General features: G+C 67.8%; 22 protein-coding genes. 4 read left to right on the forward strand and 18 right to left on the reverse strand.

Features of this window, described 5'->3' with window-relative positions; all coding sequences use genetic code 11:
• The 4 genes from BM252_RS15165 to tssE form a co-directional block, all read right to left on the reverse strand.
• The coding region (locus tag BM252_RS15165) for a contractile injection system protein, VgrG/Pvc8 family (RefSeq protein WP_281249355.1) at positions 1 to 339 on the reverse strand (339 nt) is incomplete at its 3' end.
• Between the two features lie 12 nt (positions 340 to 351).
• On the reverse strand, positions 352 to 1,437 hold the full coding sequence (gene tssG / locus BM252_RS15170) for a type VI secretion system baseplate subunit TssG (RefSeq protein ID WP_093388520.1): 1,086 nt from the start codon (positions 1,435 to 1,437) through the stop codon (positions 352 to 354).
• Positions 1,401 to 3,239: a type VI secretion system baseplate subunit TssF gene (gene tssF, locus BM252_RS15175; protein ID WP_093388521.1), complete on the reverse strand. Its 1,839-nt coding sequence runs from the start codon at positions 3,237 to 3,239 to the stop codon at positions 1,401 to 1,403. The genes tssG and tssF overlap by 37 nt, the downstream gene beginning before the upstream one ends.
• Before the next feature lie 29 nt (positions 3,240 to 3,268).
• Positions 3,269 to 3,730 carry a type VI secretion system baseplate subunit TssE gene (gene tssE, locus BM252_RS15180; protein WP_093388522.1) on the reverse strand — a complete coding sequence of 154 codons (462 nt, stop codon included), beginning with the start codon at positions 3,728 to 3,730 and terminating at the stop codon, positions 3,269 to 3,271.
• Between the two features lie 254 nt (positions 3,731 to 3,984).
• Here tssE and BM252_RS15185 point away from each other — a divergent pair, with 254 nt between their 5' ends.
• Positions 3,985 to 5,223 (forward strand): AcrVA2 family anti-CRISPR protein, encoded by a 1,239-nt coding sequence (locus BM252_RS15185; RefSeq protein ID WP_139236513.1) that lies wholly within the window; start codon positions 3,985 to 3,987, stop codon positions 5,221 to 5,223.
• 133 nt (positions 5,224 to 5,356) lie between these two features.
• Here the strand turns inward: BM252_RS15185 and leuA are convergent, their stop codons facing one another.
• Entirely contained in the window at positions 5,357 to 7,057 is a 1,701-nt protein-coding gene (leuA, locus tag BM252_RS15190; protein WP_093388524.1) for a 2-isopropylmalate synthase, read from the reverse strand.
• 614 nt (positions 7,058 to 7,671) lie between these two features.
• Between leuA and BM252_RS15195 the strand changes: the two genes are divergently transcribed.
• On the forward strand, positions 7,672 to 8,406 hold the full coding sequence (locus tag BM252_RS15195) for a PEP-CTERM sorting domain-containing protein (RefSeq protein ID WP_093388525.1): 735 nt from the start codon (positions 7,672 to 7,674) through the stop codon (positions 8,404 to 8,406).
• 179 nt (positions 8,407 to 8,585) lie between these two features.
• Here the strand turns inward: BM252_RS15195 and selD are convergent, their stop codons facing one another.
• Together selD and BM252_RS15205 are read right to left on the reverse strand one after the other, a co-directional pair.
• On the reverse strand, positions 8,586 to 9,635 hold the full coding sequence (gene selD / locus BM252_RS15200) for a selenide, water dikinase SelD (protein WP_093388526.1): 1,050 nt from the start codon (positions 9,633 to 9,635) through the stop codon (positions 8,586 to 8,588).
• Positions 9,632 to 10,711: a glycosyltransferase gene (locus BM252_RS15205; protein ID WP_093388527.1), complete on the reverse strand. Its 1,080-nt coding sequence runs from the start codon at positions 10,709 to 10,711 to the stop codon at positions 9,632 to 9,634. The genes selD and BM252_RS15205 overlap by 4 nt, the downstream gene beginning before the upstream one ends.
• A gap of 56 nt (positions 10,712 to 10,767) precedes the next feature.
• Here BM252_RS15205 and senA point away from each other — a divergent pair, with 56 nt between their 5' ends.
• Positions 10,768 to 11,970, forward strand: a complete 1,203-nt coding sequence (gene senA, locus BM252_RS15210) for a selenoneine synthase SenA (protein ID WP_245774275.1) — start codon at positions 10,768 to 10,770, stop codon at positions 11,968 to 11,970.
• Positions 11,971 to 11,988: 18 nt separating this feature from the next.
• On the opposite strand, the gene BM252_RS31995 is transcribed toward senA, so the two are convergent.
• Both BM252_RS31995 and BM252_RS15220 read right to left on the reverse strand, forming a co-directional pair.
• Positions 11,989 to 13,365, reverse strand: a complete 1,377-nt coding sequence (locus BM252_RS31995) for a sensor histidine kinase (protein ID WP_093388528.1) — start codon at positions 13,363 to 13,365, stop codon at positions 11,989 to 11,991.
• A gap of 1 nt (position 13,366) precedes the next feature.
• Complete coding sequence (locus BM252_RS15220) at positions 13,367 to 14,023, reverse strand: response regulator (RefSeq protein ID WP_093388529.1); 657 nt, start codon at positions 14,021 to 14,023, stop codon at positions 13,367 to 13,369.
• Between the two features lie 239 nt (positions 14,024 to 14,262).
• Here BM252_RS15220 and BM252_RS15225 point away from each other — a divergent pair, with 239 nt between their 5' ends.
• A complete protein-coding gene (locus BM252_RS15225; protein ID WP_093388530.1) occupies positions 14,263 to 16,083 on the forward strand; it encodes a DUF885 domain-containing protein in 1,821 nt (606 codons plus the stop codon).
• Between the two features lie 94 nt (positions 16,084 to 16,177).
• Here BM252_RS15225 and BM252_RS15230 read toward each other — a convergent pair whose 3' ends face one another.
• The 9 genes from BM252_RS15230 to BM252_RS15270 form a co-directional block, all read right to left on the reverse strand.
• Positions 16,178 to 17,410, reverse strand: a complete 1,233-nt coding sequence (locus BM252_RS15230) for a malic enzyme-like NAD(P)-binding protein (protein WP_093388531.1) — start codon at positions 17,408 to 17,410, stop codon at positions 16,178 to 16,180.
• A gap of 94 nt (positions 17,411 to 17,504) precedes the next feature.
• On the reverse strand, positions 17,505 to 18,791 hold the full coding sequence (locus BM252_RS15235; protein ID WP_093388532.1) for a Glu/Leu/Phe/Val family dehydrogenase: 1,287 nt from the start codon (positions 18,789 to 18,791) through the stop codon (positions 17,505 to 17,507).
• A gap of 219 nt (positions 18,792 to 19,010) precedes the next feature.
• Positions 19,011 to 19,973, reverse strand: a complete 963-nt coding sequence (locus BM252_RS15240; protein ID WP_093388533.1) for a LysR substrate-binding domain-containing protein — start codon at positions 19,971 to 19,973, stop codon at positions 19,011 to 19,013.
• A gap of 39 nt (positions 19,974 to 20,012) precedes the next feature.
• A complete protein-coding gene (locus tag BM252_RS15245; protein WP_093388534.1) occupies positions 20,013 to 20,369 on the reverse strand; it encodes a GIY-YIG nuclease family protein in 357 nt (118 codons plus the stop codon).
• Positions 20,366 to 21,793 (reverse strand): MFS transporter, encoded by a 1,428-nt coding sequence (locus BM252_RS15250; RefSeq protein ID WP_342742515.1) that lies wholly within the window; start codon positions 21,791 to 21,793, stop codon positions 20,366 to 20,368. Before BM252_RS15250 ends, BM252_RS15245 begins: the two co-directional genes overlap by 4 nt.
• A 10-nt stretch (positions 21,794 to 21,803) precedes the next feature.
• Positions 21,804 to 22,277, reverse strand: coding sequence for a MarR family winged helix-turn-helix transcriptional regulator (locus tag BM252_RS15255; protein ID WP_174900543.1), 474 nt, complete (start codon positions 22,275 to 22,277; stop codon positions 21,804 to 21,806).
• A gap of 155 nt (positions 22,278 to 22,432) precedes the next feature.
• On the reverse strand, positions 22,433 to 23,173 hold the full coding sequence (locus BM252_RS15260) for a siderophore-interacting protein (protein ID WP_093388535.1): 741 nt from the start codon (positions 23,171 to 23,173) through the stop codon (positions 22,433 to 22,435).
• Entirely contained in the window at positions 23,170 to 24,759 is a 1,590-nt protein-coding gene (locus tag BM252_RS15265; RefSeq protein WP_093388536.1) for a DHA2 family efflux MFS transporter permease subunit, read from the reverse strand. The genes BM252_RS15260 and BM252_RS15265 overlap by 4 nt, the downstream gene beginning before the upstream one ends.
• Positions 24,759 to 26,054, reverse strand: coding sequence for an HlyD/EmrA/EmrK family protein (locus BM252_RS15270; RefSeq protein ID WP_093388537.1), 1,296 nt, complete (start codon positions 26,052 to 26,054; stop codon positions 24,759 to 24,761). Before BM252_RS15270 ends, BM252_RS15265 begins: the two co-directional genes overlap by 1 nt.
• Positions 26,055 to 26,058: the final 4 nt, after the last annotated feature.

Genomic DNA, 26,058 nt, shown 5'->3' on the forward strand with positions numbered 1-26,058 from the left:
CACCAACTGGTAGCTGGCCAGGCCGCCGTCGCTCTCGCCCTGGCTGGCCTCGGCGACGATGCCGCAGATGCTGCGCAGATTGCCCTGGTCGGTGACGAGCTGCACCTCGACCGGCAGGCCGACCAGCGTTTTGAGCGGGATGCCGGCGTCCAGCGCGAGGCAGTAGATGCGCAGCTCGATGCCGTCGCAGACGGCTTCGACGCCGTCTATGCGCTGCGGCAGCAGGACGTCGCTGGCGACGCCGTCGGGGAAGTTCAGGTTCATGCGCAGCGGGCGGTTTTTGGCGGACAGATATTTTCCGATCAGGTCGGCACCTTCGAAATCGTCGTCGTAGTCCACAATGAGCTCCAGTCAGAAGGTGAGGTAGTAGCGGGTGCTGTGCTCGTCGCCTGTCGCCGGCTGGTTGAGCAGGAAAGTGCCGTAACCCAGCCGGGAGCGGAAATCCAGCGCCACGGGCGTGACGTCCTGGGCCCGCAGGATCAGACGCACTTCGAAACGCACGCTCGGCACGGCGAACAGGGCGAGCATCGACTTGAGCGCCTTGCCGCCGCTGCCGATAGGGAAAAAACGGTCGAAGTCGGCGCGACTAAGGGGGCCGATCCACAGACGCACACACAAGTCGCGGCGCCAGTAGCCCGGGCCGAGCATGGTGTTGACGCCAAGTTGGAAACGCTGGGCGTCGAGCCGCGTGCGCTCTTCCGGCGGCTGGATTTCGCGCGCGCGGACAAACTGTTCCAGTCGGAAGGGCAGGCAAAAGTATTCGCTGAGGACACCTGCAATCACCTCGGCCGGCAGCGGGCGATGGCGTATCAGTGCCGCGTAATGCGCCGCGACCTCGTCGGCGATGCCGCCCTCGGCGGCGTTCACCGTCGCCGCGCCGGCGCCGGCGCCGGCGCCGGTCGATGCCTTGCCGGCCAGCGCCAGTTGTATTGGGAGGAAGCCGTCGCGGCCCTTGTCGTCGACGCGGTACTCGACGTGGCATTTTTCCCAGGCGCGATAAAACAAGGTCATCGAGCGGTGCGAGAAGCTGTCGAAGAAGGCGCGGCCGCCCTCGTTCTTGTCGAAGTGGATCTGCGCGGCGATGGTGTCGGTGTAGACGTAGGGCAGTACCCCGTTGACGCCGAGGAAGCCCATGAAGGCGGGGGTGAGGCGGATGTGGCGCAATTGCCGCTGGTCCAGCGCGTGCGGCAAGGCCGGCTCGCCGTACACCGGCGCTTCGGCGTCGACGGACAGCGCTTCGATCTGGCTGGCCGGGAAGGCAAGGGAGACGCTATTTTTGAAGCGCAGCACGGTGTCCAGTGTGCGGCCGTGCGCCGGCGCGCCGCGCCGCAGCCAGCGGTCGATCAGGTGCACGGCCTGAAAGTACTGGAAGCGTTGGGGCTGATCGATCAATTGATGGATCAGACTAGATTGATGGCGCCATTTCGGGGCTGGCATCGTAGCAGTTCCTTTCCGCTCGATAGCGACAGGATGGTCAGTTGGCTGAAGCTGTTCAGGTGCACGTACAGACCGAAGAAATGGTCGAGGACGAGGGCGAACAGATGGATGCCGGTGCCGGCGAAGGCGTCTTCGTCGACCGTGAGGAGGATCTCGATGCCATGCACCAGGCAGCCGATGCCGCCGTCGGGCAACCAGGTTCTGGCGGGGCGGTGCGCGAGTGCGGTGATGCCGGCGATCTGCCGTTGCGAGACGGACGACTGGGGCAGGTCGTACAGCGTCAGCGTTTCCTTCAAATTGTCCAGGCCGCCGGACGCCAGCGAGCAGTGGCTCAGCGACAATTGCGAGATCAGGCGCCAGTGGTCGTCCGGGCTGAAGCGGTATTGCGGCGTCGGCTTGCGCAGGAAGCGCAGCGGATGGCCCCCCGTCGGCTGTTCCAGCGTCAGGTCGCCGGCGGCGCCGCCGTAGCGCAGGCGGCTCGGCAAGTCCCGGTTGGTGCAGCTGAGGTCGATCGACACGCTGGCGTTGGGAATGGCCAGCGGATCGAGGTCGAGATCGACCAGGGAGATGCGCGTTTCATGGCCGGGGTTGCTCATCGCCTTGATCGGATCGCGCCTGACGAGGTAGTAGCGGCCGTGCCGTCCGCCGGCTTCGCCGTGGCGCAAGGAGTAGTACGGCCGGAATTCGGTCAGCGTCGGGCCATGGCGCGATTCCCGCACCGAGTAGACCCGGTCGACGCTGTGGATGTCGTAGGCGTCGGCCGGGCTGCCGTCGGGGCTGAGTTCGTAGTCGGGCGCGGTGTGGCTCAGTTCAATCGGGCAGGCGCTGCGCTTGAACAGGTTGACCACCGGCGTGCAGCCCAGCACGAAGTTCTTGCTCGACAGCTCGGCCAGGCTGCGCGCGACGTGCGAGTCGGCGGGGACGCCGGCCAGGCCAAGATGCAGGCTGAGCCGCTTGCAGTTCGGCGGCAGGTGCGGCGCCAGCGCCGGCCAGTCGATATCGAAGAAGTTGAATTTTTCCGGGTAGACGAAGTACTCGGTCAGCAATCGATAGGCCGGATGCGACGACGCCTTGTAGGGGATCAAGGCCTCGTGCGGCGCGAAGCCGACCGCCTTGATGGGCACGTTCTTGAGGACGACCCAGCCGGCGCCGTCGTCCAGTTCGATGTAGGCTGTTTTTGCGCGCATGAACAGCACGTCGCGCGTGGTCGCGCACAGGGACTGCTCGGCGTTGACGAAGGCCCGAATCCGCTCCAGTTGGAGTTGCTCCAGGAAGATGTTTCCCGCCTTGCATTCAATGTCGATGCGCAGTGCCGACGTGACGCCGGCCGCGCGTGGCAGCGACAGCGGCAGTTCGATGAAGGGGCGAAATTCCACTTTCGACAGCACGACGGGGGCGAGCGGCACATCAAAAACGGTCTGGAACTTGCAGACCGGCGCATTGGGCATCTTCGCGTTGAGCATGGCGCCACGCGGAATGAGGCCGACAGTCGTAATTTTGTCGATGCCGGCCTGCATGTCGACGCACACGATGGCGGTGGACGGGAACGGCTGCAGATAGTGGGGATAGTTGACGTTCAACAACGCCTCGGTCACCTTCACGTCGTTGTCGTCGATTAACTTGGCGGTACGGGCATTCGACAACGCGGTGGCTTGGATGAAGCGTTCGATGTGCGGGTCGTCGCTGTTGCCGTCCTCCATGCCCAGCAGGCCGGCCTGGGCCGGAAACTCGGCGGCAAACTCGGCGTTCAAACCCTGCATGATGCCCAGTTCGCGCTCGTAATACGGCCGCAGCTTTTTCATGGGATTCCTCCTCGGTGGGACAAGCGATATCAGCGGATGGAATAGTGCAGCCGCGACGGCTCGAGCGTAACGTCGAACTGGATGCGCTCGTTTTCGGCCCGCGCGTGCAGCTGCCCGGAGATGGCGAAGCTGAGCCGGTTGATGGCCCCTGGTTCATGTAGCAGTTGCGCCCGCACGTGGCGCAGGCGCGGCTCGTGGCGTTCAATGGCCGTCCTCAGACGGTCGCAGATCTCCTTTCTATCCTCGCTGCTGGTCAGACACAGCTGCGCGAAGTCGGCTAGGCCGAAGTTGACGATGGAGTTCCTGCTGAAGGGATATGGCGCAAGCTCTTCCTCCGGTATGGCAACGCGGGTGTTGAGCAGCGCCTCCAGGTCGCGGGCGATGACGCGCTTGTACTGCTCCAATGTCAGACCGGTCGAATTCGGATGCCCCATTGGAACCTGGCTAGGTCCGATTAGTCGATCCCACACGCTGGAAGGAAAGGTGCTCATGTTCGTGCGCTCCGATCTTGGCCATATCGATGTTTGTGCCTGAGGCCGGCAGTCATTATTGAATTGCCAATTGGACCCGGCTCTGCGATTGCGCAAGAAACTGCCGTGCGCGCTGCCGGAATATGGAATCGTTCATGGTGTTGATTCAGAACAAGTCCGTGTTTTGATCGCTGCCAAATACTCGCAGGAACGCATGAAGTTTCAGCCCCTGCCGTGGGCCACGGCGGTCATTCACCATGTCCTTAGGAGAGCTCATGATTCCAGCAATCCGGCAGATTTTTTCCCAGCCACAAACATGGCCGGATTTTCCTTGTCGTCGCAACGGCGGGGTGGCGTTCGATGCCGACCCGGATGGTGCAGCCAGGGCCTATTTGGCAGCCTGGAAGGCCATCCTCGTCAATGTCGGCACCGCTTATCAGCACAGTATGCAGAGCGAATTGGGGGGGCTGCCGTATCCGGTCGCGTATCGCAATCAAGGCACGGTCGAGGGTTGGCGCGGCGCCATGCAAAGCACAAGGTTGGGGCGGGAGTTTTGGAGCCAGCTTGAAAAGGAGGGCAGTGCCGCGATGTGGTGCATCGAACCGCTCAACGCGCACATCGGGCGTTTCTTCGCCCCTGCGCCGGGTTCTCCAGGGGCGGACAGCTGGTTCGGCACGGCTGAAAACATGGCGGTGCAGGTGGGCGCCAATATCATGTTCGAGTGTAAGCGGGGCGCGATCATCGAATCCACGCCGGCGCTGGAAACATTGCTGATCCACTCCGACGTGGACGTAACACTTCCGATGGGAATGTTCGCGCCCCCGTTTGCCGCGCAGTACGTGCATTTCGGTGCTGAAGCGGCAAGCGTCCTGCGTTGCCCAGCTTGCGGCGACGACGAGATCATCTTTGACGGCGTATTTTGCTTTGTTTCGCAGTCGCCGGATCATTCGGGCGACGCCAGCAAACGCGAGCTGGAATTGATCTTTATCGGGAAAAACAATGATCGTTATGCCGGATATTACTTGCTATGCGCGCCTGTGGGCGCCAGCGATAGGCCTGTTGTCGACTGGGTCGATGCCGTCTTTGAACGGTATGAAGAAAGCGGGCATGATGAACTGGAGCGGCGGCACTTGCTGGAGGCGCTCAATTTCGTCGTCAAGTTGTTCCTGTATCTGGGCTTGAAGACTGCGCGCCAAGTGGTGGAGACATCCCACACGGAGGCCCTGAAAAGGTTGGAACGTATTGGGCCGAAAAAGCGCGCGAAGGCGGGCCGCCAGATCAAATCGCTGTACGACCGCATCACGGTGGGGCCAACGGCGTTGTCGGCAACCTTGGGGGCGAGTTCTACCGGGCACGGCAAGGCGCCACATTGGCGGCGTGGGCATTTCCGCATGCAGATCCACGGCCCCGGTCGGCTGGAAAGAAAGCTGATCTTCGTCGCTCCCATTATGGTGCGGGCGGACAAGCTCGGCGAAAGCGTGCCACACCCGAAAACCTATCGGGGGGCCAGGTAGCGTCTCGGCTGTGGAGGGGCGGTCTGTCGTGCGGACGAGGCGGGGATGCGACGGCGCGGCCGGGACGCGGGAGTTCTCCTCCCGGCGGCCCGGCGCAGCGTCCCCCGGCGGCCGGGGGACGCTGTGCAGCGCTTTAGGCGGTCACGCCGGCGCTCTTGCCGCTGGAGGCGCCCTCGCTCAGGCGCAGCTGGCGGTTGACGGCGCTCAGCACGGCCTTGAACGAGGCGGTGACGATGTTGCTGTCGACGCCGGCGCCGAACAGGGTCGGGCCGTTGGCCAGGCGCAGCTCGACGTAGCAGGCGGCCTGGGCGTTGGCGCCCGAGCCGATCGAGTGCTCGTGGTAGTCCATCAGCTTGATGTCCAGGCCGAGCGCGTTGACGAAGGCGTCGATCGGGCCGTTGCCGCCGCCCTGCAGGGCCAGCGGCGCGTTGCGGTGGCTCAGCGCGATGTCGATCTGCACCGACTCGTCGCTGGTGGTGTCTTCCACCAGCTTGTGCGAGGCGTAGGCGTAGGGCGCGGTCTGCTCCAGGTACTCGTTCTGGAAGATCCGGTGGATGCCCTCGGCGGTGATCTCCAGGCCGGTGGCGTCGGCCACCGCCTGCACGGCGCGGGAGAACTCGATCTGCAGGCGGCGCGGCAAGACCAGGCCGTAGTCCTGTTCCAGCAGGTAGGCCATGCCGCCCTTGCCGGACTGGCTGTTGACGCGGATCACCGCGTCGTAGCTGCGGCCGAGGTCGGCCGGGTCGATCGGCAGGTAGGGGATTTCCCACAGCGCGCCCGGCTGCTGCTGGGCGAAGCCCTTCTTGATGGCGTCCTGGTGCGAGCCGGAGAAGGCTGTGAAGACCAGATCGCCGACATACGGATGGCGCGGGTGCACCGGCAGCTGGTTGCACTCCTCGACGCACTTGCGCACCTCGTCGATGTCGGAGAAGTCCAGGCCCGGGTTGACGCCCTGGGTGTAGAGGTTGAGCGCCAGGGTGACCAGGTCGACGTTGCCGGTGCGCTCGCCGTTGCCGAACAGGCAGCCCTCGACGCGGTCGGCGCCGGCCATCACGGCCAGCTCGGCCGAGGCGACGGCGGTGCCGCGGTCGTTGTGCGGGTGCACGCTGATGATCAGCGAGTCGCGCCGCGCCAGCTTGCGCGACATCCACTCGATCTGGTCGGCGTAGACGTTGGGCGTGCTGCATTCGACGGTCGAGGGCAGGTTGACGATCATCTTGTTGTGCGGGCTGGGCTCCCAGATGGCGCTGACGGCGTCGACGATGTGCTTGGAGAAGTCCAGCTCGGTGGTGGAGAACGATTCCGGCGTGTATTCGAAGACCCATTCGGTCTGCGGATGCTGGGCCACCAGTTGCTTGACCAGGCGGGTGCCGCTGGTGGCGATCTCGGTGATCTCCTCGCGCGACATGCCGAACACCACCTTGCGGAACACCGGCGCCACCGAGTTGTACAGGTGGACCACGGCGCGGCGGGCGCCGACCACGGAGTCGACGGTGCGACGGATCAGCTCCTCGCGCGACTGGGTCAGCACGATGATGGTGACGTCGTCGGGGATGCGCTTCTCGTCGACCAGCTTGCGCACGAAGTCGAAGTCGGTCTGCGAGGCGGACGGGAAGCCGACCTCGATCTCCTTGATGCCGATCTTGACCAGCAGCTCGAAGAAGCGCAGCTTCTTGTCGGCGCTCATCGGCTCGATCAGCGCCTGGTTGCCGTCGCGCAGGTCGGTGCTCATCCAGATCGGCGGTTTGCTGATGATGTTGTTGGGCCACTGGCGGTCGGACAACTGCACGGGTGGGAAGGCGCGGTATTTGCTGGATGGGTTCTGCAACATCATGGGATGCTCCTGGGTCTCGAATGGGGGAATGCGGGGAAGGCGTTTTTCACTGCGGCTGCGCGCTGCATTCTGCGTTGCGCAGGTGGCGACTGGCTGCCGGGCGGCCACGTTACACTAGGCCAGGCAACCGATCGGTAGCGATAGCAGCAGGGCCGACAGGACGCGCGCGGGCGCGGGGCGCGACGCGGCGGGCGAATTGTCGGTGCTGCTAGGGACGCGGGTAGCCGGAGTGAACATCTGGGCAAACTTTCCTGGGGTGGTGAGACACGTGCGGCTTGTGGCCGGACGGAGCAATGCGTTGAAACGAATTTAAGCGCGTGCTAGTAGTAGCGACGCTAGCGATAGGGCGCCAGCGTGCGACAGCAGGGAAGGGGATGTGTGCAGATGCGAGGTCATGCATCGAATGTACGAGATTGCAAGCGGGCTTGTCAAGTCCTTTGCGCGGCGCGCGGCCGCCGGCGTGGCGCGGTGGCCGCGCCGGATGCCGCGCGGCGCTTGGGTGTTGATACGAAAGCAATGTAAAATGTGCACTTTTCCCGGGCCGGTCCGGCCGCGCGGCGCCACGCCGCCACGCCACCGCCGCACCGCACCTCCACCAAGTCGAAAGGATATCCATGCGCTCCACTCCGTTCATCCAGACCACCCGTCTGCTGGCCCTGGCCGGCGCCCTGGCCCTGGCCGCGCCGTTCGCCCACGCCACCGGCGCCGGCTTCGGCGCCAACCTGATCGTCAACGGCGACGCCGAGGCGGGCGTCGGCTCGTCCGACGGCGGCCTGGGCAGCACGCCGGGCTGGTCGCTGAGCTCCAATTTCTCCACCGTCCGGTACGGTGCCGGCGGCGGCTTCCCCTCGGCCAGCGACGCCGGCCCGGCCAACCGGGGCCTGAACTTCTTCGCCGGCGGCGACAGCAACGGCGCCTCGCGCGCCAGCCAGGTGATCGACCTGAGCGCCTACGCCGGCGCGATCAACAGCGGCAAGACGCAGTTCGACCTGGCCGGCTGGTTGGGCGGCTACGCCTCGCAGGGTGACAACGCCATGCTCAGCGCCACCTTCCTCGACGCCGGCGGCAACGTGCTGGGCAGCGCCAGCCTGGCGCCGGTCGGCGCGGCCGAGCGCCACAGCCAAACCGGCCTGGTGGCGCGCGACACCCAAGGCTATGTTCCGGTCGGCGCCGTCACGGTCGGCATCGCGCTGGACATGAAGCGCCTGGACGGCTCCTACAACGACGGCTACGCCGACAACCTCTCCTTCGCCATCGCGCCGGTGCCGGAGCCGGGCACTTGGGCCATGCTGGTCGGCGGCCTGGCCCTGTTGGGCGGCCTGGCCAAGCGCAAGCAGCGCAAGGCCTGATGCGGCTGGCGTCGGCCGCTTAGGCCGCAGACGACAAAACGCCGCCACGGAGTATCGCCGTGGCGGCGTTTTTCTTTGTTGCGTCGGTGGGCCCCGGAATCAAGCCAGGGTCAGACCCTGAGGGGCTGACCCTATGCGGATAGGTCGGCCCGCCATTGGATCGCCGGGTTGCCGTTACGTTAGGCGGCCACTTGCACGTGCGGCGCGCCGGCCACCATTTTGCCGATGACGGCGGCCTCGCCGAAGCCCTCGCTGGCGAACAGGGCCAGCACCTCGTCGACGCTGGCCGGGTCGCACGACACCAGCAGGCCGCCCGAGGTTTGCGGGTCGGTCAGCAGGTTGTGCTGCGCCTGGCTGATCGAGGGCGCCAGGGTGACGTCCTTGCCGTAGGCGTCCCAGTTGCGGCCGGAGGCGCCGGTGAAGTAGCCGTCGTGGGCCAGTTGTTCGACGCCGGGCAGCAGCGGGATCTGCGCCATGCTCAGTTCGGCCGTCAGGCCGGCGCCACGGGCGATCTCGAGCAGGTGGCCGAGCAGGCCGAAGCCGGTGACGTCGGTCAGCGCGTGCACGCCGGCCATGTCCGACAGCGCCTTGCCCGGCTTGTTCAACTTGGTGGTGTTGGCGATCATCGCGGCGTAGCCGGCGGCGTCGAGCTTGTCCTTCTTCAGCGCGGCAGACAGCACGCCCACGCCGAGCGGCTTGCCGAGAATGAGCACGTCGCCGGCGCGGGCGTCGGCGTTGCGCTTGACCTTGGACGGGTGCACCAGGCCGAGCACCACCAGGCCGTAGATCGGCTCGACCGAGTCGATGGTGTGGCCGCCGGCGATGGGGATGCCGGCCTCGGCGCAGATGCTCTCGCCGCCACGGATGATCTGGCCGATGGTCTCGAGCGGCAGTTTGTTGATCGGCATGCCGACCAGGGCCAGCGCCATGATCGGCGTGCCGCCCATGGCGTAGACGTCGGAGATGGCGTTGGTGGCGGCGATGCGGCCGAAGTCGAAGGGGTCGTCGACGATCGGCATGAAGAAGTCGGTGGTGGCGATCAGCGCCTGCTCGTCGTTGAGTTTGTAGACGGCGGCGTCGTCGGCCGTCTCGATGCCGACCATCAGCTCCTTGGGCACCGGGAAGCCGGTCGAGTTCTTCAAGATCTCGGACAGCACGCCGGGCGCGATCTTGCAGCCGCAGCCGCCGCCGTGGGAGAAGGAGGTCAGTTTGATGGTCTCGGTGGTCATATTGGTTTCCGTTGTAGGGTGGTGTGGTGCGGGGAATGGAGCAGATTATCCACTAACTTCAGCAGCGCCGCTCGCTCGGCGGCCGGGGCGAACAGCGGCGCGCGCGCGGCGCACTGGGCGCGCAGGCGGGCGTGGAAGGCCGGTTCGGCGATGCAGCGCTCGATCAGACCGGCCAGCGCGGCGGCGTCGCCGGGCGCGAAGTAGCCTTCGTAGTCGTCGCCCAACATGCCGCGGTTGCCGCCGATGTCGCTGGCCAGCACCGCCACGCCGCAGGTCACCGCCTCGATGATGACGTTGGCGCCGCCTTCCATGTGCGAGGTCAGCGCCATCAAGAAGCTGCGCTTGAGGCGCTGCCGCGTGGCGCCGTGGGGCAGGGCGCCGAGCCAGTGGTAGCGCGGCGTGGCGGCCTGGGTTTGCTGCGCCAGCCGGCCCAGCTCCGGCTCGAGCGCGCCGCCGATGTGCAGCAGGCGCGCCGCCGGCGCCGTCACCAGCGCGGCGGCGCGCATGAAGGTCTGCGGGTCTTTTTCGGCGCGCAGGTGGCCGATCATGCAGATGTCCAGGTGGCGCCGGCGCGGCGCCGGCGGCGCTGCCGGCGCTGTGACGTCGGCCGCGCCGCCGGCGGGCTGCGCATGCGTGGCCTGCGCCGTTGCCGCGCGCAGCGTGGCGGCGGACTGGTAGATCACGCTGGCCTTGGACCGCAGCGGCGCCGGCAGGTGGGTCAGGCCGTCCGGCTGCAGCACCACCAGCGCGCTGGCCTGGCGCAGCGCGGCCTGGGCGCTGGCGTCGTGTTGGATGTCGCGGTACAGGTCGGTGCCGGTCAACAGCAGCACGGTCGGGCGCTGAGGCCAGGCCTGGTGGAAGGCGGCCAGCGCGGCGGCCGAGCGGCGCGCGTGCAGCGCGATCAGCAGGTCGGGCGCGGTGTCGCCCGCGTCGCCGTCCGACGCCGGCCACTGTTGCGCAATCGTCACGCGGTAGCGCGTGCGCAGGAAGCGCGCCCAGCGCTTGGCGCTCTGCCAATTGCCGTTGTTGGCCTTGGCCGAGGCCGGGCTGACGATCCAGATGTGCGGTTTGCTCACGGTGTTGGCTTGCTCATGGTTGGTCTTTTGGCGGGCGCCTGGGCTACAATCGGGGCATGAGTTCAATCAACGCCTCCTTCCGAAACGCCCGTCCGATGCAGCTGGCCGACGCCTTGCAGAGTGCGCGAGATTATACGCTGACGCTGTTCGAGTGCTTCGCGGCGGCCGGCATGGACGTCGCCGCCAACGTGCCGCAGCTGCGCATCGTCAACCCGCCGCTGTGGGAGCTGGGCCACACCGCCTGGTTCGCCGAATGGTTCATCCTGCGCGAGGCGGCCTCCAGCCACCCGGTCGACGCGCTCTACAACTCCCTGCTGAGCCGGGGCGACGACTGGTTCGACTCGAACACGGTGGCGCACCGCAGCCGCTGGACGCTGGACCTGCCCAGCACCGGCGCCGTCAAGACCTACTGCCACGAGGTGCTCGACCGCGTGCTCGACAAGTTGAGCCGCGAGGCCTTCGAGGACAAGGCGCTGTATCCCTACCGGCTGGCGCTGGCGCACGAGGACATGCACGGCGAGGCCTTCCTGTACACCCTGCAGACCCTGGGCCTGGCCGCGCCGGCCCGGCTGGCGCTCGAGCAGCAGCCCTGCTACACGCCGGTCGACATCCGCTTCCCCGGCGGCACGCTGCACCTGGGCAGCGCCGCCGACGGCGGCTTCGTCTTCGACAACGAGCGGCGCGACCACGCCTGCCACGTGGCGCCGTTCTCCATCAGCAGCAGCCTGGTGACCAACGCCCAGTACGCCGAGTTCATCGCCGACGGCGGCTACGACAAGCGGCAGTTCTGGAGCGGCGCCGGCTGCAACTGGTTAATGCAGCAGGAGCGCTCGGCGCCGCGCTACTGGCAGCGCGAGGGCCAGCAGTGGCGCACCATGCGCTTCGGCCAACTGAGCACGCTGACCGGTGCCGAACCGGTCCGCCACATCAACCTGTACGAGGCGCAGGCCTACTGCGCCTGGGCCGAGCGGCGCCTGCCCACCGAGGCCGAGTGGGAGTACGCCGCCTTGTCGGGCCACTCGGCCTTCCGCTGGGGCCAGTTGTGGGAGTGGACGGCGTCGCCGTTCGAGCCCTACACCGGCTTCGTCGCCGACCGCTACCGCGAGTACTCGGAGCCCTGGTTCGGCAGCCACCAGGTGCTGCGCGGCGCCAGCTTCGCCACGCCGTCGCGGCTCGGCTCGGCCAAATTCCGCAACTTCTACCGGCCCGAGCGCGACGACATCTTCTGCGGCCTGCGCACCTGCGCCTGGGAGGGCTGAGCCGCCGCGCCGGCATGCCTATGCCGGGAAGCGGGCGGTGAAGGTGCAGCCGGCGCCGCCCAGGCCCGGCCCCAAGGTCAGCCGGCCGCCCAGCCGCGCCGCCGCCTGGGTGGCGATGGCCAGTCCCAGGCCGGTGCCGGCGGCGTCGTGGCCGGCGCCACGGTAGAAGCGTTCGAACACCAGCTCGCGCTCGGCCGGCGCGATGCCGGGGCCGTTGTCGGCCACCGACAGCACCAGCGCGCCGTCGCGCCGCGCCAGTTCCACCACCACCTCGCCGCCGCTGTGCACGTAGCGCAGCGCGTTGGTCAGCAGGTTTTGCAGCACCGACTGGAAGGCGTGCAGCTCGAGCGCCTGCGCCAGGCTGTCCGGTGCCTCCAACGACAGCTCGATGTCGCGCGCCATCGCCGCCGGCGCCAGCTGCGCCAGCTCCTGGCGCACCAGCTGCGCCAGGTCGAACGGCGCGCTGGCGGGCGCCTGCTCGCGGTCGATCTGCGCCAGCTCCAGCAACTGCTGCACCAGGTGCGAGGCGCGGCCGATGGCGCGGTCCAGCCGTTGCTCGGCGTCGGCGCGCTGGCGCGGATCGTCGGCCCGCGCCAGCGCGTGGGCCTGCGCCGAGATCACCGCCATCGGCGTGCGCAGTTCGTGGGCGGCGTCCTGCACGAAGGCGCGCTCGCGCTGCACCTTGTGGCCCAGTTGCGCCAGCAGGCTGTCGATGGCGCTGGCCAGCGGCTTCAGCTCGGCGTACCTGGAGTCGATGCCGAGCGGGCGCAGGTCGTCGGCGCCGCGCGCGGCGATGCGCTCGGACAGCGCGCGCAGCGGCCGCATGCCGCGCGCCACGCCGATCCAGATCGGCAGCAGGAACAGCGGGAAGGCGATGACCATGTCGAAGGCCAGGTCGCCGGCCACCATGCGCACCGCCCAGGACTTGGCGATCAACGGCTGCGCGACGGTGACCTGCCAGGGGCCGGCGCCACGCTGGAACACGCGGTACTGGTGGCCGTCGATCAGCAGCGTGGTCAGCCGCGCGCTGTCGCCGGGCAGCGCCACGCCGACGCCGGCCGGCGCCGTGTGCAGGCGGCGGCCCTGGCCGTCGGCCAGCTGCAGCAGGCGCACGCCGGGGATCTCGTTGATGCGGTAGGCGTTGTGCAGCATCGCCGCCGAGGCGTCCAGCGCGACGCGCGCCTCGGCCTCGCTGCCGGCCGCCGCCACCGAGGCGGCGACGGTGCCGCCCATCGCCACCAGGTCGCGGTCCATCGAGTGCGAATCGAAGAATTCGCTCGACAGGTAGACCAGCAACAGCAGCCAGGTCAGCGCCACCGCCATCAGCTGCACCAGCAGCACGCGGCGCACCAGCGTCGGGCGCAGGCAGTGGCGCAAGCGTTCGATCGGCGCCATCTCAGGCCGCCAGCATGTAGCCTACGCCACGCACCGTGCGGATGCGCTCGGCGCCGATCTTGCGCCGCAGGTTGGAGATGTGCACTTCGATGGCGCCGAAGTCGAGCGCCTCGCCGAGCGGCTCCATGCGCTGCGCCAGGGCGCCCTTGGGCACCACGGCGCCCGGCTCGCGCGCCAGCTCGAGCAGCAGGTGGAACTCGCGCGGCGACAGCTCCAGCGTCACGCCGGCCAGCGTCGCCGTGTAGCTCTTCGGTTCGATGCGCAGCTCGCCCACGCTCCACACCTCGCTGGCCTGCTGGGCGTAGCGGCGCAGCACGGCGCGGATGCGCGACACCAGCTCGGCCGTGGCGAAGGGCTTGAGGATGAAGTCGTCGGCGCCGCCGTCGAGGCCGGCCAGGCGGTCCTCCAGCGCCGAGCGGGCGGTGATGATGATGACCGGGACGGCGATGCCGGCGCGGCGCCAGCGCGCCAGCAGGTCGAAGCCGGTGCCGTCGGGCAGCGACAGGTCGAGCAGCACGCAGTCGTAGGCGCAGTCGTGGAAGGAGCGCGGCGCCTGCTCGACGCGGCGCAGCCACTCGCTGCTGATGGATTCGGCCTTCAATGCCTGCTGCAGGGCGAAGCCCAGATCCAGGTCGTCTTCAATGATCAGTATGTGCATGCTCGAATTATAGGTGGCCCAACCTTAAGCTAAGCCAAAGCTTGCAGAAAATAGAATGGCGCCATTGATCGTGGAAAGCAGGAGTATGAATATGAAACGTATAGGAACAGTCGTGTTGACCTTGGCCTCGGGGTTCTTCTTGCTGGTAGTGGTGCTGGCCACCCAGACCAGCATGTTCGAGTAGTCTTTTTGGCAACCGTAGGTTAGTCTTAAGTACGCCCCCAACCTGGAGAGAATGAATGAAGCGAGTAGCCAAGTGGATGTTGATGGCGGTGTTGACGGTGGTGCTGGCGCTGGCCGCGCTGCTCGCCCATACCGTGTATGCCAAGCCGCTCAAGCTGGACTGGTTCTACACCCGCGTGTTCGCCTCGTTCGCGCTGGATAGCCCCGAGCTGCTGTCGTCGCTGCGCATCCTGCCTGGTTGGTTGGACTTCTATAGCGCCAAGCTGGACGACGCTTCGCCGGCGCACGAGAGGAAGATGACGGAGCTGGTCAAGCACGAGCTGGCCGTGCTGGACCAGTACGACCGCAAGGAGCTGGACCGCGAGGGCCAGCTGTCCTACGACACACTGCATCAGTTCCTGCAGCTGCAGGCCGACGGCGAGCCGTTCAGCCAGCACGACTTCCCGCTCAATCAAATGGCCGGCATGCAGAGCGCGCTGCCCAACTTCATGGCGCAGGTGCACCAGGTGAAGAGCAAGGGCGAGGCCGACAACTACATCGCCCGCCTGAACAAGTTCCCGCGCAAACTCAGCGAGCTGCTGGAAGGCCTCAAGCAGCGCGAGGCCAAGGGCGTCATCCCGCCGCGCTTCACGGTGGAGAAGGTGCTGGTGCAGATGAACGGTTTCGTCGCCAAGGCACCGCAGGACAATCCCTTGTACCTGAGCCTGAAGGAGAAGCTGGCCAAGATCCCGGCGGCGCAGCTCGACGACGCCGCGCGCGCGCAGTTGCTGGCCCAGGCCGAGGCGGCGATCAAGGACAGCGTCTACCCGGCCTACCGCCAGTTGATCGCCTACTTCGTTGCGCTGCAACCGAAGGCCAGCGTCAACAACGGCGCCTGGAGCCTGCCGAACGGCGATGCCTACTACGCCTGGAGCGTGCGCATGCACACCACCACCGACATGACGCCGCAGCAGGTGCACGAATTGGGCCTGGCCGAGGTGGCGCGGGTCGGCGGCGAAATGGACGCGATCCTGCGCCAGCAGGGGCTGGCCGAGGGAACAATAGGCACGCGCGTGCAGACGCTGGCGCGCCGGCCGGAACAGCAGTACGCCAACACGGCCGAGGGCAAGGCGGCCATGCTGGCCGGCTACCAGGCCATCCTCGACGAGGTCAACAAGGGCCTGGACGGCGCCTTCGACGTGCGTCCAAAACTGGGCGTGGAGGTGCGGCCGGTGCCGGCGGCGTCCGAGGCGAGCGCGCCGGGCGCCTACTACGAGCCGGGCGCCTTCGACGGTTCGCGGCCCGGCGTCTTCTACGCCAACATGCGCGCGCCGGGCGAAACGCCCAAGTTCGCCATGCGCACGCTGGCCTACCACGAGGGCATCCCCGGCCACCACTTCCAGATCGCCATCGCCCAGGAGCTGAGCGGCGTGCCGTTCTTCCGCAAGGTGATTCCGTTCACCGCCTACCAGGAAGGCTGGGCGCTGTATGCCGAGCGGCTGGCCTACGAGCTGGGCTTCCAAAAAAAACCGCTCGACAACCTGGGCCGCCTGCGCGACGAGATGATGCGCGCCACCCGGCTGGTGGTCGATTCGGGCATCCACTACAAGCACTGGACGCGCGAACAGGCGATTAGCTACATGATGGACAACACCGGCATGGCGGAGGGTGATGTGACGGCGGAGGTGGAACGCTACTTCGTCGCCCCGGGCCAGGCGCTGGCCTACAAGGTGGGCATGCTGAAGATACTGGCGCTGCGCGAGCACGCCAAGCGGGAGCTGGGCGCGCGCTTCGACCTGAAGCAGTTCCACAACGAGGTGCTCAAGCACGGCGCCTTGCCGTTGACGGTGTTGGAGCGGGTGATCGAGGATTGGATCGTTGCGCGTAAGAAGGTATAGAGCCCCCCGAGGCGTATGCCCGGGGTCTGACCCCGCATGGGGTCAGACCCCTGCCGTTACGGGGTGAAAGCGAGCCGCAAGTGTGCGGCGTCCCTTAGATCAGCTGCTGCGCCAGGTCGTCCAGGTCGGCAGAGTATTCCAGCTCGTTGAGTTCCTTGCGCGCCACGCCGCTGCGGAAGGCCGCCGTGGCGATCTTCGGCGTGACGCCGCTCAGCAGGCGCGGGTCGAGCAGGCCCGGCACCACGTAGTCCTTGCCGAAGCGCGCGTCGCTGCGCGCCATGCCGGCCAGCGCCACCACGCAGGCACGCTTCATCTCCTGGTTGATGGTGCTGGCGCCGCAGTCCAACGCGGCGCGGAACAGATAGGGGAAGCACAGCGCGTTGTTGATCTGGTTCGGGTAGTCGGAACGGCCGGTGGCGATGATCGCGTCCGGCGCCACTTCGCGCACCAGTTCCGGCCGCAGCTCGGGCTCGGGATTGGCCAGCGTGAAGACGATCGGCGTCTTCGCCATCTTCTGCACATCCATCTGCGACAGCACGCCCGGACCGGACACGCCAAGGAACACGTCGGCGCCCTCGATCACCTGCGACAGCTTGGTGGCGATGGTGTCGCGCGCCCAGTCCAGCTTTTCGCCGGACAGGCCGCGCGCGGTGGTCAGCACGCCCTGGCTGTCGCAGACGAAGATGTTCTCGCGCCGGGCACCCAGGTCGACCAGCAGTTCCAGGCAGGCGATGGCGGCGGCGCCGGCGCCCGAGCAGACGATCTTGACGGTGGCGATGTCGCGGCCGCTCATTTCGATGGCGTTCAGCATGCCGGCGCCGACCACGATGGCGGTGCCGTGCTGGTCGTCATGGAAGACCGGGATCGACAGGCGCTCGCGCAGCTTGCGCTCGATGTAGAAGCACTCGGGCGCCTTGATGTCTTCCAGGTTGATGCCGCCGAAGGTCGGGTGCAGGGCGGCGATGATCTCGACCAGTTTGTCCGGGTCGGTCTCGTCGATCTCGATGTCGAAGGAGTCGATGCCGGCGAATTTTTTGAACAGGACGACCTTGCCCTCCATGACCGGCTTGCCGGCCAGCGCGCCGATGTTGCCCAGACCGAGGACGGCGGTGCCGTTGGTGATCACGCCGACCAGGTTGCCCTTGGCGGTGTATTCATAGGCCTTGGCCGGCTCGCGCTGGATCTCCAGGCAGGGCGCGGCGACGCCGGGCGAGTAGGCCAGCGCCAGGTCTTCCTGGGTGCTGACGCTCTTGGTCACCTCGATGGCGATTTTGCCGGCGCTGCCGGAACGGTGATAGGCCAAGGCCTTCTGTTCGATCGTGCTCATTGCTTCTCCTAGCTTGTTCTTGTCGTTTAATGCGAAAAACGCCTGCACAGGCAAAAGCCGGTGCAGGCGCGATGATGCTGATGTCAGCGTCGGATCATGGATACAGGCCGCGTACTTCGCGCGCTTGCAGCACGCGGGTGCAGGCCAGGATGAACGTCGCGGTACGCAGCGTCACCTTCTTATCCTGCGCCACGCTCCAGACGGCGTTGAAGGCCTCTTGCATGATGCGGGTCAGCCGGGCGTTGATCTCGTCCTCGCTCCAGAAGAAGCTGGAGAAGTCCTGTACCCATTCGAAGTAGCTGACGGTCACGCCACCGGCGTTGGCCAGCACGTCCGGCACGATCAGCACGTCCTTGTCGGTCAAAATATCGTCGGCTTCCGGCGTGGTCGGGCCGTTGGCGCCTTCCAGGATGATCTTGGTGCGGATGATGTTGGCGTTGGCGGCGGTGATCTGCTGTTCCAGCGCGGCCGGGATCAGGATGTCCGACTCGATGCCCCAGAAGGCGTCGCGGTCGAGGAAGGCTTCGGCGCCGGGGAAACCGGTGACGCTGCCGCATTCGGCGACGTGCTGGTGCAGACGGGCCACGTCCAAGCCGCCCTGGTTGACCACGGTGCCGGTGTGATCCTGTACCGCGATCACTTTAGAGCCGGCTTCGGCGAACATGGTCGCTGCCACGCCGCCGACGTTGCCGAAGCCCTGGATGCAGACACGGGCGCCGGGGATGCTGACGCCACGCTTGGCGGCGGCTTCGCGGCCCACCACGAACACGCCACGGCCGGTCGCTTCGCGGCGGCCCAGCGAGCCACCCAGCGAGATCGGTTTGCCGGTCACGACGCCGGTCGACAGGTTGCCTTCGATCATGGCGTAGGAGTCCATCATCCAAGCCATCACCTGTTCGTTGGTGTTGACGTCGGGTGCCGGGATGTCCTTGTTGGGGCCGATGATCAGGCTGATTTCGCTGGTGTAGCGACGGGTCAGGCGCTGCAGTTCGTTGCGCGACAGGGTCTTTGGATCGACACGGATGCCGCCCTTGGCGCCGCCGTATGGCACGTTGACCGCCGCGTTCTTGACCGTCATCCAGGCCGACAGGGCCATCACCTCGGACAGGGTGACGTCCTGGTGGAAGCGCACGCCGCCTTTGCCGGGACCGCGCGACATATTGTGCTGTACGCGGTAGCCTTCGTAGTGGGCGATCGAGCCGTCGTCGCGCTCGATGGGCACGTCAACGGTCAGGATGCGCTTCGGACGCTTGAGGGTTTCGACCCAACGCGACAGGCTGCCCAGGTGGGGCGTGACGCGTTCGATCTGTTCGAGGTAAACGCCCCAAGGGCCGAGATCATCGGGATTGAGGTAGGAAGGCAGTGCGTGTTGGGTGGTCATGCTGAAAGCTCCTATGAATTCGTGATTGTCGCCACTGGTGAAGGCGTTCAAGTGGCACGAATCATAGGACGAGGCGGGCTGGGCCGGCCAATGCTGTATGCGCATTTAGCTATGCATTTTTTGCATAGTTTAGGACGCCGGCCCAACCCGGAAAGGCAAGGGGTCTGACCCCGTACGGGGTCAGACCCCGGCGGTGGCGCAGCGGGTTGGGGTTGGAATTCAGCGTTCGGAGACGGCGACGCGGCGCTTGCGGTTGGCGTTTTTTTGCTCGTGTTCGAGGAACTCCCACAGCCGTTCGACGATGGCCTTGCCGCGCCGCTGCGCCGACGGGCGCTCGCGGTAGAGGCGGATCTCCATCTCGATTTCCCAGTCCGGCACGCCGCCGTCGGCGCGCGCCAGCTGCTTTTGCTTCAGCTCGCGGGTCACCGCCGACTCGGGCAGGAAGGCGATGCCGCGACCTTCCAGCGCCATCATCTTCAGGCCCTCGGCCATGTCGGTTTCGTACTGCGGGTCGAGGTGCAACTGCTGTTTGGTGTCGGCCAAAATCAGGTCGACCATGCGGCCCAGATAGGCGTTGTTCGTGTACGATAAAAACGGCAGCGGGTTCTTGGCGCTGCCCGGCAGGGTGAACTCGGGCACCTTGTTCTTGTCGCAGCGGGCGTAGGCGCGCAGCGATTCGCGGCCCATCACCAGCATGTCGTAGCGGCCCGGGTCGAGCTGCACCGGCTGGCGCGGATGGTGGTAGCACAGCAGCAGGTCGCAGCCGCCCTCGACCAGCTGCAGCACGGCGTCGTGCACGTTGAGCGCCATCAATCGGCTGCTGATCGGGGCGAAGTCGTGCTCCAGCGCGGTTAGCCATTTCGGCACGAAGGTCAGCGACAGCGTGTGCGGCACGGCCAGGTCGATGCTGGTCTGCGCCGCCGCGCGCTTGGAGCGCAGCATGTCGCGCGCGCCGTTGATCTGCGCCAGCATCTCCAAGGCCTGCTCGTAGAACACCACGCCGGCCGGGGTCAGCCGGGTGGGGTAGGAGGTGCGGTCGATCAGGTCGGTGCCGAGCCAGTTCTCCAGCGACTGGATGCGGCGCGAAAAGGCCGGCTGCGTCACGTGGCGCAGCGCCGCCGAGCGGCTAAAGTTGTTGGTCTCGACCAGCGAGATGAAGTCTTCCAGCCATTTCGTTTCCATCGCTTGCAGTGTCCCGAGTTTGTGTACCGACCCGTGATTTTACAGGTAGGAGTTGGCCGCGCCGCGCGCGCAGCCTTGCAGGTGGCGCGCCAGCAGCGCCGCCAGTTCCGCTTCGGCGTCGACGGCCGGGTCGGACGAGGGCTCCAGCGTCTCGACCACGGCGCAGTCGAAGGCGGCCGCGCCGTCGCGCCGCCAGTCCGCTTGCAGCGCGGCGTAGCGGTGCTGGCCAAAGCCGAGTTGGAAGCGGTGGCGGTTCAACAGGCCTTCCGGGTTGCGGCTGGCCTCGATCAAGGCCCTACCGCTGCCGATATGGCGGATGACCACGACGCCGGCCGGTGGCGGGCTGAGTTTGTAGGCGGCTTTCAGTTCCGCCTTGCGCGAATTGGCTTGCTTCATGTTTGCTCCGGGGTGTTAGTGTAAGCGATGCGGCGCATCGGCGTGGCCGCCGCCGCCGTCAACGCGAACAGCAGCAACAGGCCGCCGCCGCCGGCGAACAGTTGGCTCAGGGTGATCGACTGCAGCAGCCAGCCGGTGGCGGCCGCCGACAAGGGCGCCAGTCCCATGAAGATGAACATGAAGATGCTCATGGCGCGGCCCATCATGTCGCGCGGCACGCGGCGCTGGATCCAGCTGAACACGGCGATCTGCATGAAGCCGGACAGCACGCCGACCAGCAGCAACAGCAGGGCCCCTTGCCAGGTGGCGTCGATGGCGCCGAGTGGCATCAGCAGGGCACCGGCCAGCGCGTCGACCAGCAGGATGGTGGCGCCGAAGCTGGCCAGGCGCAAGCGCGCGCCGCCCACCGCCGCGACGGCCATGCCGATCAACATGCCGCTGCCGTTGGCGGCCATCAGCAGGCCGAAGGCGCTGGCGCCGTGAAGTTTTTGGTCGGCCAGCACCGGCAGCGCCACTTGCAGCGAGCCGCCGATGAACAGCGCCACCACGCCCCAGTAAGCGAAGCAGGTGCGCAGCGCGCGGTCGCGCCAGACCATCGCCAGGCCGGCGCCGACGGCGCGCAGCACCGGCGCTTGCTGCGGCGCCGACGCGGCCGGCGGCATGCGCACCTGCGACAGGGTCCAGGCGGACAGCAGGAAGCTGAGGCAGTCGATGCCGAAGGCCAGCGCGATGCCGTGGGCGTTGGCGATCAGGCCGGCGCCGCCATTGGCAGCATCCGCGCCAGCACCCGCAGCGGCCGCGTCGAGCGCGCCCGCTGCGACGCTGGCGCTGGCGCTGGCGCCGCCGTCGCCGCCCAGCGCGATCAGGGCGGCCGCCAGCAACGGCCCGACCAGCATGGATATCTGGCGCAGGCCCATCATGATGCCGTTGGCCATATCCAGATGCTCGGGCGCGATGGCGCGCGGCAGGATCGAGGTGCCGGCGGGGATGCTGAAGGCCTGCGCCAAGCCGATCAGCAGGGCTAGCGCGTAGAGGATGGACAGCGTCATCTGCGGGCCAACGAGCAGCGTGAACGACAGCGTGTCGCTCAGCGCGACGGTGTGCGGCGTGTGCGGGTTCAGCACCAGCGCGGTGAGCAAGGCGAGCAGCACGGCGTTGGCGTACTTGCTCAGCATGAGCACGCGCTTGGGCGAGTAGCGGTCCACCAGCGCGCCGCCGATGAGGATGAAGATCGCGCGCGGCACGCTCATCATCGCCACCACCAGGCCGAGTGCCAGCGGGTCGCCGGTGAGTTTAAGTACCAGCCAGGGTAGGGCGATCAGGGTCAGTTGGTCGCCGATCAGCGAGACCACGCTGCCGCGCATCAGCCAGCGGAAGTTGGGGTTGCGCGTCAGGGCGGCGCGCTGGTTTTTGGGGGCGGACACGGCGGCTCCGTCAGGTGCTGGAGAAGTGCACGCCGGCCACTTGGCCGAGCGCGGCGCCGAGCGTGTCCAACTGGTCGGCCGGACAGTTGCGCAGCAGTTCGGCGCAGGTCTGCTGCGCCGTCAACAGCGCGTTGTTGAGCATGGTCTGGCCGGTCGGCGTGATGGCGGCGAAGCCGACGCGGGCGTCGCGCGGGTCGGCCTCGCGGCTGACCAGGCCGATCTTCTCCAGCGGCAGCAGGGTGCGCGTGACGCCGGAGGCGGTGAGGCCCTGGCGCTCGGCCAGGTCGACGCGGCGCAGCCGGCCGCCGGGCGCGCGGTTCAGGTAGAGCAGCAACATGAAGTCGCTGAAGCTGATGCCGTGGTGGCCGCCCAGCGTGGCGTCGAGCCGGCGCAGCATGACGGCTTGGGCGCGCGCCAGGCGCAGCGTGAAGTCGAGGGCCGCGCCGATGGCGGGGCTGTCGTTGTTGCTATTGTGGTCGCTCATGGCGGTTTCCTTGTGTCGTTGTGGCAGCGGCATTACTTGAGTGTTATTTGAGTAATGCTTGAGTAATCAAGTATATCGCAATTAAAAAGCAGCGCAAGCGATTTTTTTGTCCGTGCGCGGCGGAGCCGGGTGGCGCCAAGGCCCGAGCGGAGGGCTCAGCCCTCGTCGCGCTCGCGGTGGTCGGCGCTGCCGACCTTCCAGTAGCCCGCGCTGGTGAGGAACGCGGGGGGCAGGCCGCGTTCTTGCAGTAGGTGCTGGCGCACGGCGCGCACCATCGCCGACTCGCCGGCGAGCCAGACGCGCACGCTGGCGACGTCGATCACGCTGGCGCGCACGGCGGCCAGCAGCTGGCCGCTGGCGCCGGCCGGCACGGTGCCGGAATACAGCCAGGTGGTGCGGAGCGTGGCCATGCCGTGCAGCTCCTGCCGTTCGCGCGGGCCGGCCACCTCCAGCAGCACGTCGGCGCCGGCCTGCGCCGGCAGCGCCTGCGCGATGCGGGCGATGGCGGGCAGGGCGGTGGCGTCGCCGATCAGCAGGTGGCTGGCGGCGTGCGGGTCGATGAGGTAGCCGGCGCGCGGCCCGGCCAGGGTCAGCACGTCGCCGAGGCGGGCGTTGACGACCCAGTGGCCGGCCGGTCCCTCGTCGCCGTGCATCACGAAGTCGAGGTCGAGGTAGCCGGCGGCCTGGTCGAAGGCGCGCACGGTGTAGGCGCGGCCCGGCGGGCGCACGCCGTCCGGCGCCGGGAAGAACACCTTCATCCACTGGCCCGGCAGGTCGATGCGCAGCGCGCGCAGGCCGTGGCCGGCGACGGAGATGCGGCGCATGCCGGGACTGAGGTCGCGGATCTGCACCACCTCGGCCAGGTAGGTGGTGCGGGGAGGTTTGGTGCTGTTCATGGTTTGGCTCCGGTGGCGGTGGGGACTGTGGCGGCGGGCGCCTTGGCCGGCGCGCGGGCGAACCAGACGATGGCCAGCGCGACGGCGAAGGCGAAGGCGGACAGGACGAAGAAGTCGTTCAGCGACAGCATGCGGGCCTGGATGTCGCGCTGGCGCGAGATCACGGCCCAAGTCTGCTCGGGCGAGAGGCCGGCCGCCGTCAGCTTGCCGACCATGGCGGCGCTTTGCTGGCCCCAACCGGTGAGGGTGTCGGCCAGGTGGCTTTGGTGGAAGCGCGCGCGGTGCTCCCAGAAGGTGCCTGCCATCGACGCCACCAGGCTGCCGGACATCATGCGGATCGCCGTTTGCAGGCCGGAGGCGGCGGCGATTTTTTCCGGCGCGAGGCCGGCCAGCGACAGGCTGACCAGCGGCGTCAGGAAGAAGCCGATGCCGATGCCCTGCGCCAGGCAGATCAAGGCGACCGTGCCGGCGTCGACGGCGGTGGTCATGGTCGCGCGCCATAGCGCCACGGCGATCCAGGCGAGGAAGGCGATGCTGGCGAAGCGGCGCGCGTCGGTCTTGCGCACCCACTGGCCGAGGAAGGGCGCCAGCGCGATGCCGAACAGGCCCATCGGCGAGGTGACCAGGCCGGCCCAGGTGGAGCTGTAGCCCATGTCGGTTTGCAGCCACAAGGGCGTGAGCACCAGCGCGGCGAAGTAGAAGCCGAAGCCCAGCGCGACGGCGGCCGTGCCGACGGCGAAATTGCGCTGCTTGAACAGGCGCAGGTCGATGATGGGGTGGGGCGTGCGCAGCTCCCAGACCACCAACGCGATGAAGCCGAGCAGCGCCACCGCCGCCGAGGCGCAGATGAAGTTGGAGGCGAACCAGTCCAGCGTGCGGCCCCGGTCCAGCGTCAGTTGTAGGCTGCCGACGGCCAGCGCGAGCAGACTCAGGCCGGGCAGGTCGATGGGCAGCTTGAGGGTGGGCGTATCGCGCCCGCGCAGCAGCGTGGCTGTGGACAGCACGACGAACAGGCCGACCGGCGCGTTGACCAGGAAGATCCACGGCCAGGTGAAGGTGTCGGTGAGCCAGCCGCCCAGCAGCGGGCCGGCGACCGGCCCGGCCATGTTGGTCATGGCCCACATGGCGACGGCCAGCGCCTGCTTCTCCTTGGGGAAGACGGCGACCAGCAGCGCCTGGCTGAGCGGCACGATGGGGCCGGCCACGGCGCCTTGCAGGATGCGGCAGGCGAGCAGTGATTCGAACGAGCCGGCCAGCCCGCACAGCACCGAGGCGATGGTGAAGGCGGTGATCGCGGCGAGGAACAGGCGCACCTGGCCGAAGCGGCGCGACAGCCAGCCGGTGAGCGGGATGCAGATCGCGTTGGCGATGGCGAAGGAGGTGATGATCCATTCGCCCTCGTCCGAGCTGATGCCCAGGTTGCCGGAGATGGTCGGCACGGAGACGTTGGCGATGGTGATGTCGACCACCGCCATGAACGAGGCCAGGCCGAGCGAGAGCGTGGCCAGCGTGCGGGTGCCGCCTTCGAGCGGCACGAGGGCCTGCTTGGCGGGCACGCTGGCGGCCGTGGTGCTTGCGGCGCCCATCACTGCGCTCCGCTGGCCCGCGCGGCGCGCTTGCCGGCGGTGCTGTGGCCGCCGACGCTGCCTTCGCGAGCGCCGTGATTGCTGCCGGCGGGGGCGTCGCCGTCGGCGCTGCTGTCGCCGGCGTTGCTGCCGATGCTGGTGCGGCCAGCGCCAATGCTGCTGTCGATCAACTGGCGCACGTGGGCGTCGGCCGCCGTGCTTTGTGCCGCGTACAGCGCGCTGGCGTCGTCCACCCGGGCGGCGCGCGCGGTGGTGGCGGGGCAGCTGCTGGTGTCGATGCTGACCCGGGTCGACATGCCGATGCGCAGTGGATGGCTGAGCAGTTCGGCGCGCTCCAGGCGGATGCGCACCGGCACCCGCTGCACCACCTTGATCCAGTTGCCAGTGGCGTTCTGTGCCGGCAGCAGGGCGAAGGCGGCGCCGGTGCCGGCCTCGATGTCCTCGACGTGGCCGTGGTAGACCACCGATTTGCCGTACACGTCGGCGGTGACGGTGGCCGGCTGCAGCGGGCAGACGCCCTTCAGCTGCACCTCCTTGAAGTTGGCGTCGACCCACAGGCGGTCGAGCGGGACGATGGACAACAGCCGTTCGCCTGGTTGCACGCGGCGGCCCAGCTGCACGCTGCGTTGCGCCACCATGCCGGCCACCGGCGCCTGCACGCTGCCGCGCAGCAGGGCCAGTTGCGCCGCGCGCACGCGTTGCGCCGCCGCGTCGACGGCCGGGTGGGCGCTGACGCTGGCGCCGCTGATCTGGGTTTGCGCCTGCGCCGCCATTTGCTGGGCCGCTTGCAGCGCGGCCTTGGCGCCGCGCACGGTGTCGGCGGCGTGGCGCACCTCCTCGGCGGTGACGGCGCCGGAGGCGGCGATGCTCTTGCGGCTGGCGAGGTCGGCCTGGGCGCGTTCCAGCTCGGCCTGGCGCGCTTCGATGTCGGCGCGGTAGCGCGCCTCGCCGGCATTGAAGCCGCGTACGCTGCGCAGCGCCTGCGCCAGCTGGGCCTCGGCCGCCGCTAGCTCGATGCGGGCGTCGGCCGGGTCGATCTCGACCAGCGGCGCGCCGACGTTGACGCGGTCGCTGTTGTCGGCCAGGACGCGGGTGACCATGCCGGGCACCTGTGCGGTCAGTTGCACCACCTGGCCGCCGACATAGGCGTCGTCGGTGCTGCGTTGCGGATCGTCGGAGAAGACCGACCAGGCGCCGACGGCGAGGGCGGCGACGCAGGCGGTGGCGCCAAGGCCGGTGGCGATATGGCGGCGCGGCTTGGTGGCGGTGTTCGGATTGTTTTCGGTGTTGTTCATGGCG

Origin of the sequence: Rugamonas rubra (assembly GCF_900114705.1) — a bacterium.
Lineage (GTDB): Bacteria > Pseudomonadota > Gammaproteobacteria > Burkholderiales > Burkholderiaceae_D > Rugamonas > Rugamonas rubra.

Bases quoted from the DNA above. Each gene is read 5' to 3' on its own strand.
- BM252_RS15185 (WP_139236513.1), top strand. From the start codon at position 3,985: ATGATTCCAGCAATCCGGCAGATTTTTTCCCAGCCACAAACATGGCCG.
- senA (WP_245774275.1), top strand. From the start codon at position 10,768: ATGAGTTCAATCAACGCCTCCTTCCGAAACGCCCGTCCGATGCAGCTG.
- tssE (WP_093388522.1), bottom strand. From the start codon at position 3,730: ATGAGCACCTTTCCTTCCAGCGTGTGGGATCGACTAATCGGACCTAGC.
- BM252_RS15220 (WP_093388529.1), bottom strand. From the start codon at position 14,023: ATGCACATACTGATCATTGAAGACGACCTGGATCTGGGCTTCGCCCTG.
- tssG (WP_093388520.1), bottom strand. From the start codon at position 1,437: ATGCCAGCCCCGAAATGGCGCCATCAATCTAGTCTGATCCATCAATTG.
- BM252_RS15265 (WP_093388536.1), bottom strand. From the start codon at position 24,759: ATGGGCGCCGCAAGCACCACGGCCGCCAGCGTGCCCGCCAAGCAGGCC.
- BM252_RS15240 (WP_093388533.1), bottom strand. From the start codon at position 19,973: ATGGAAACGAAATGGCTGGAAGACTTCATCTCGCTGGTCGAGACCAAC.
- tssF (WP_093388521.1), bottom strand. From the start codon at position 3,239: ATGAAAAAGCTGCGGCCGTATTACGAGCGCGAACTGGGCATCATGCAG.
- BM252_RS15260 (WP_093388535.1), bottom strand. From the start codon at position 23,173: ATGAACAGCACCAAACCTCCCCGCACCACCTACCTGGCCGAGGTGGTG.
- selD (WP_093388526.1), bottom strand. From the start codon at position 9,635: ATGACCACCGAGACCATCAAACTGACCTCCTTCTCCCACGGCGGCGGC.
- BM252_RS15225 (WP_093388530.1), top strand. From the start codon at position 14,263: ATGAAGCGAGTAGCCAAGTGGATGTTGATGGCGGTGTTGACGGTGGTG.
- BM252_RS15270 (WP_093388537.1), bottom strand. From the start codon at position 26,054: ATGAACAACACCGAAAACAATCCGAACACCGCCACCAAGCCGCGCCGC.
- BM252_RS15235 (WP_093388532.1), bottom strand. From the start codon at position 18,791: ATGACCACCCAACACGCACTGCCTTCCTACCTCAATCCCGATGATCTC.
- BM252_RS15255 (WP_174900543.1), bottom strand. From the start codon at position 22,277: ATGAGCGACCACAATAGCAACAACGACAGCCCCGCCATCGGCGCGGCC.
- leuA (WP_093388524.1), bottom strand. From the start codon at position 7,057: ATGATGTTGCAGAACCCATCCAGCAAATACCGCGCCTTCCCACCCGTG.
- BM252_RS15195 (WP_093388525.1), top strand. From the start codon at position 7,672: ATGCGCTCCACTCCGTTCATCCAGACCACCCGTCTGCTGGCCCTGGCC.
- BM252_RS15230 (WP_093388531.1), bottom strand. From the start codon at position 17,410: ATGAGCACGATCGAACAGAAGGCCTTGGCCTATCACCGTTCCGGCAGC.
- BM252_RS15245 (WP_093388534.1), bottom strand. From the start codon at position 20,369: ATGAAGCAAGCCAATTCGCGCAAGGCGGAACTGAAAGCCGCCTACAAA.
- BM252_RS31995 (WP_093388528.1), bottom strand. From the start codon at position 13,365: ATGGCGCCGATCGAACGCTTGCGCCACTGCCTGCGCCCGACGCTGGTG.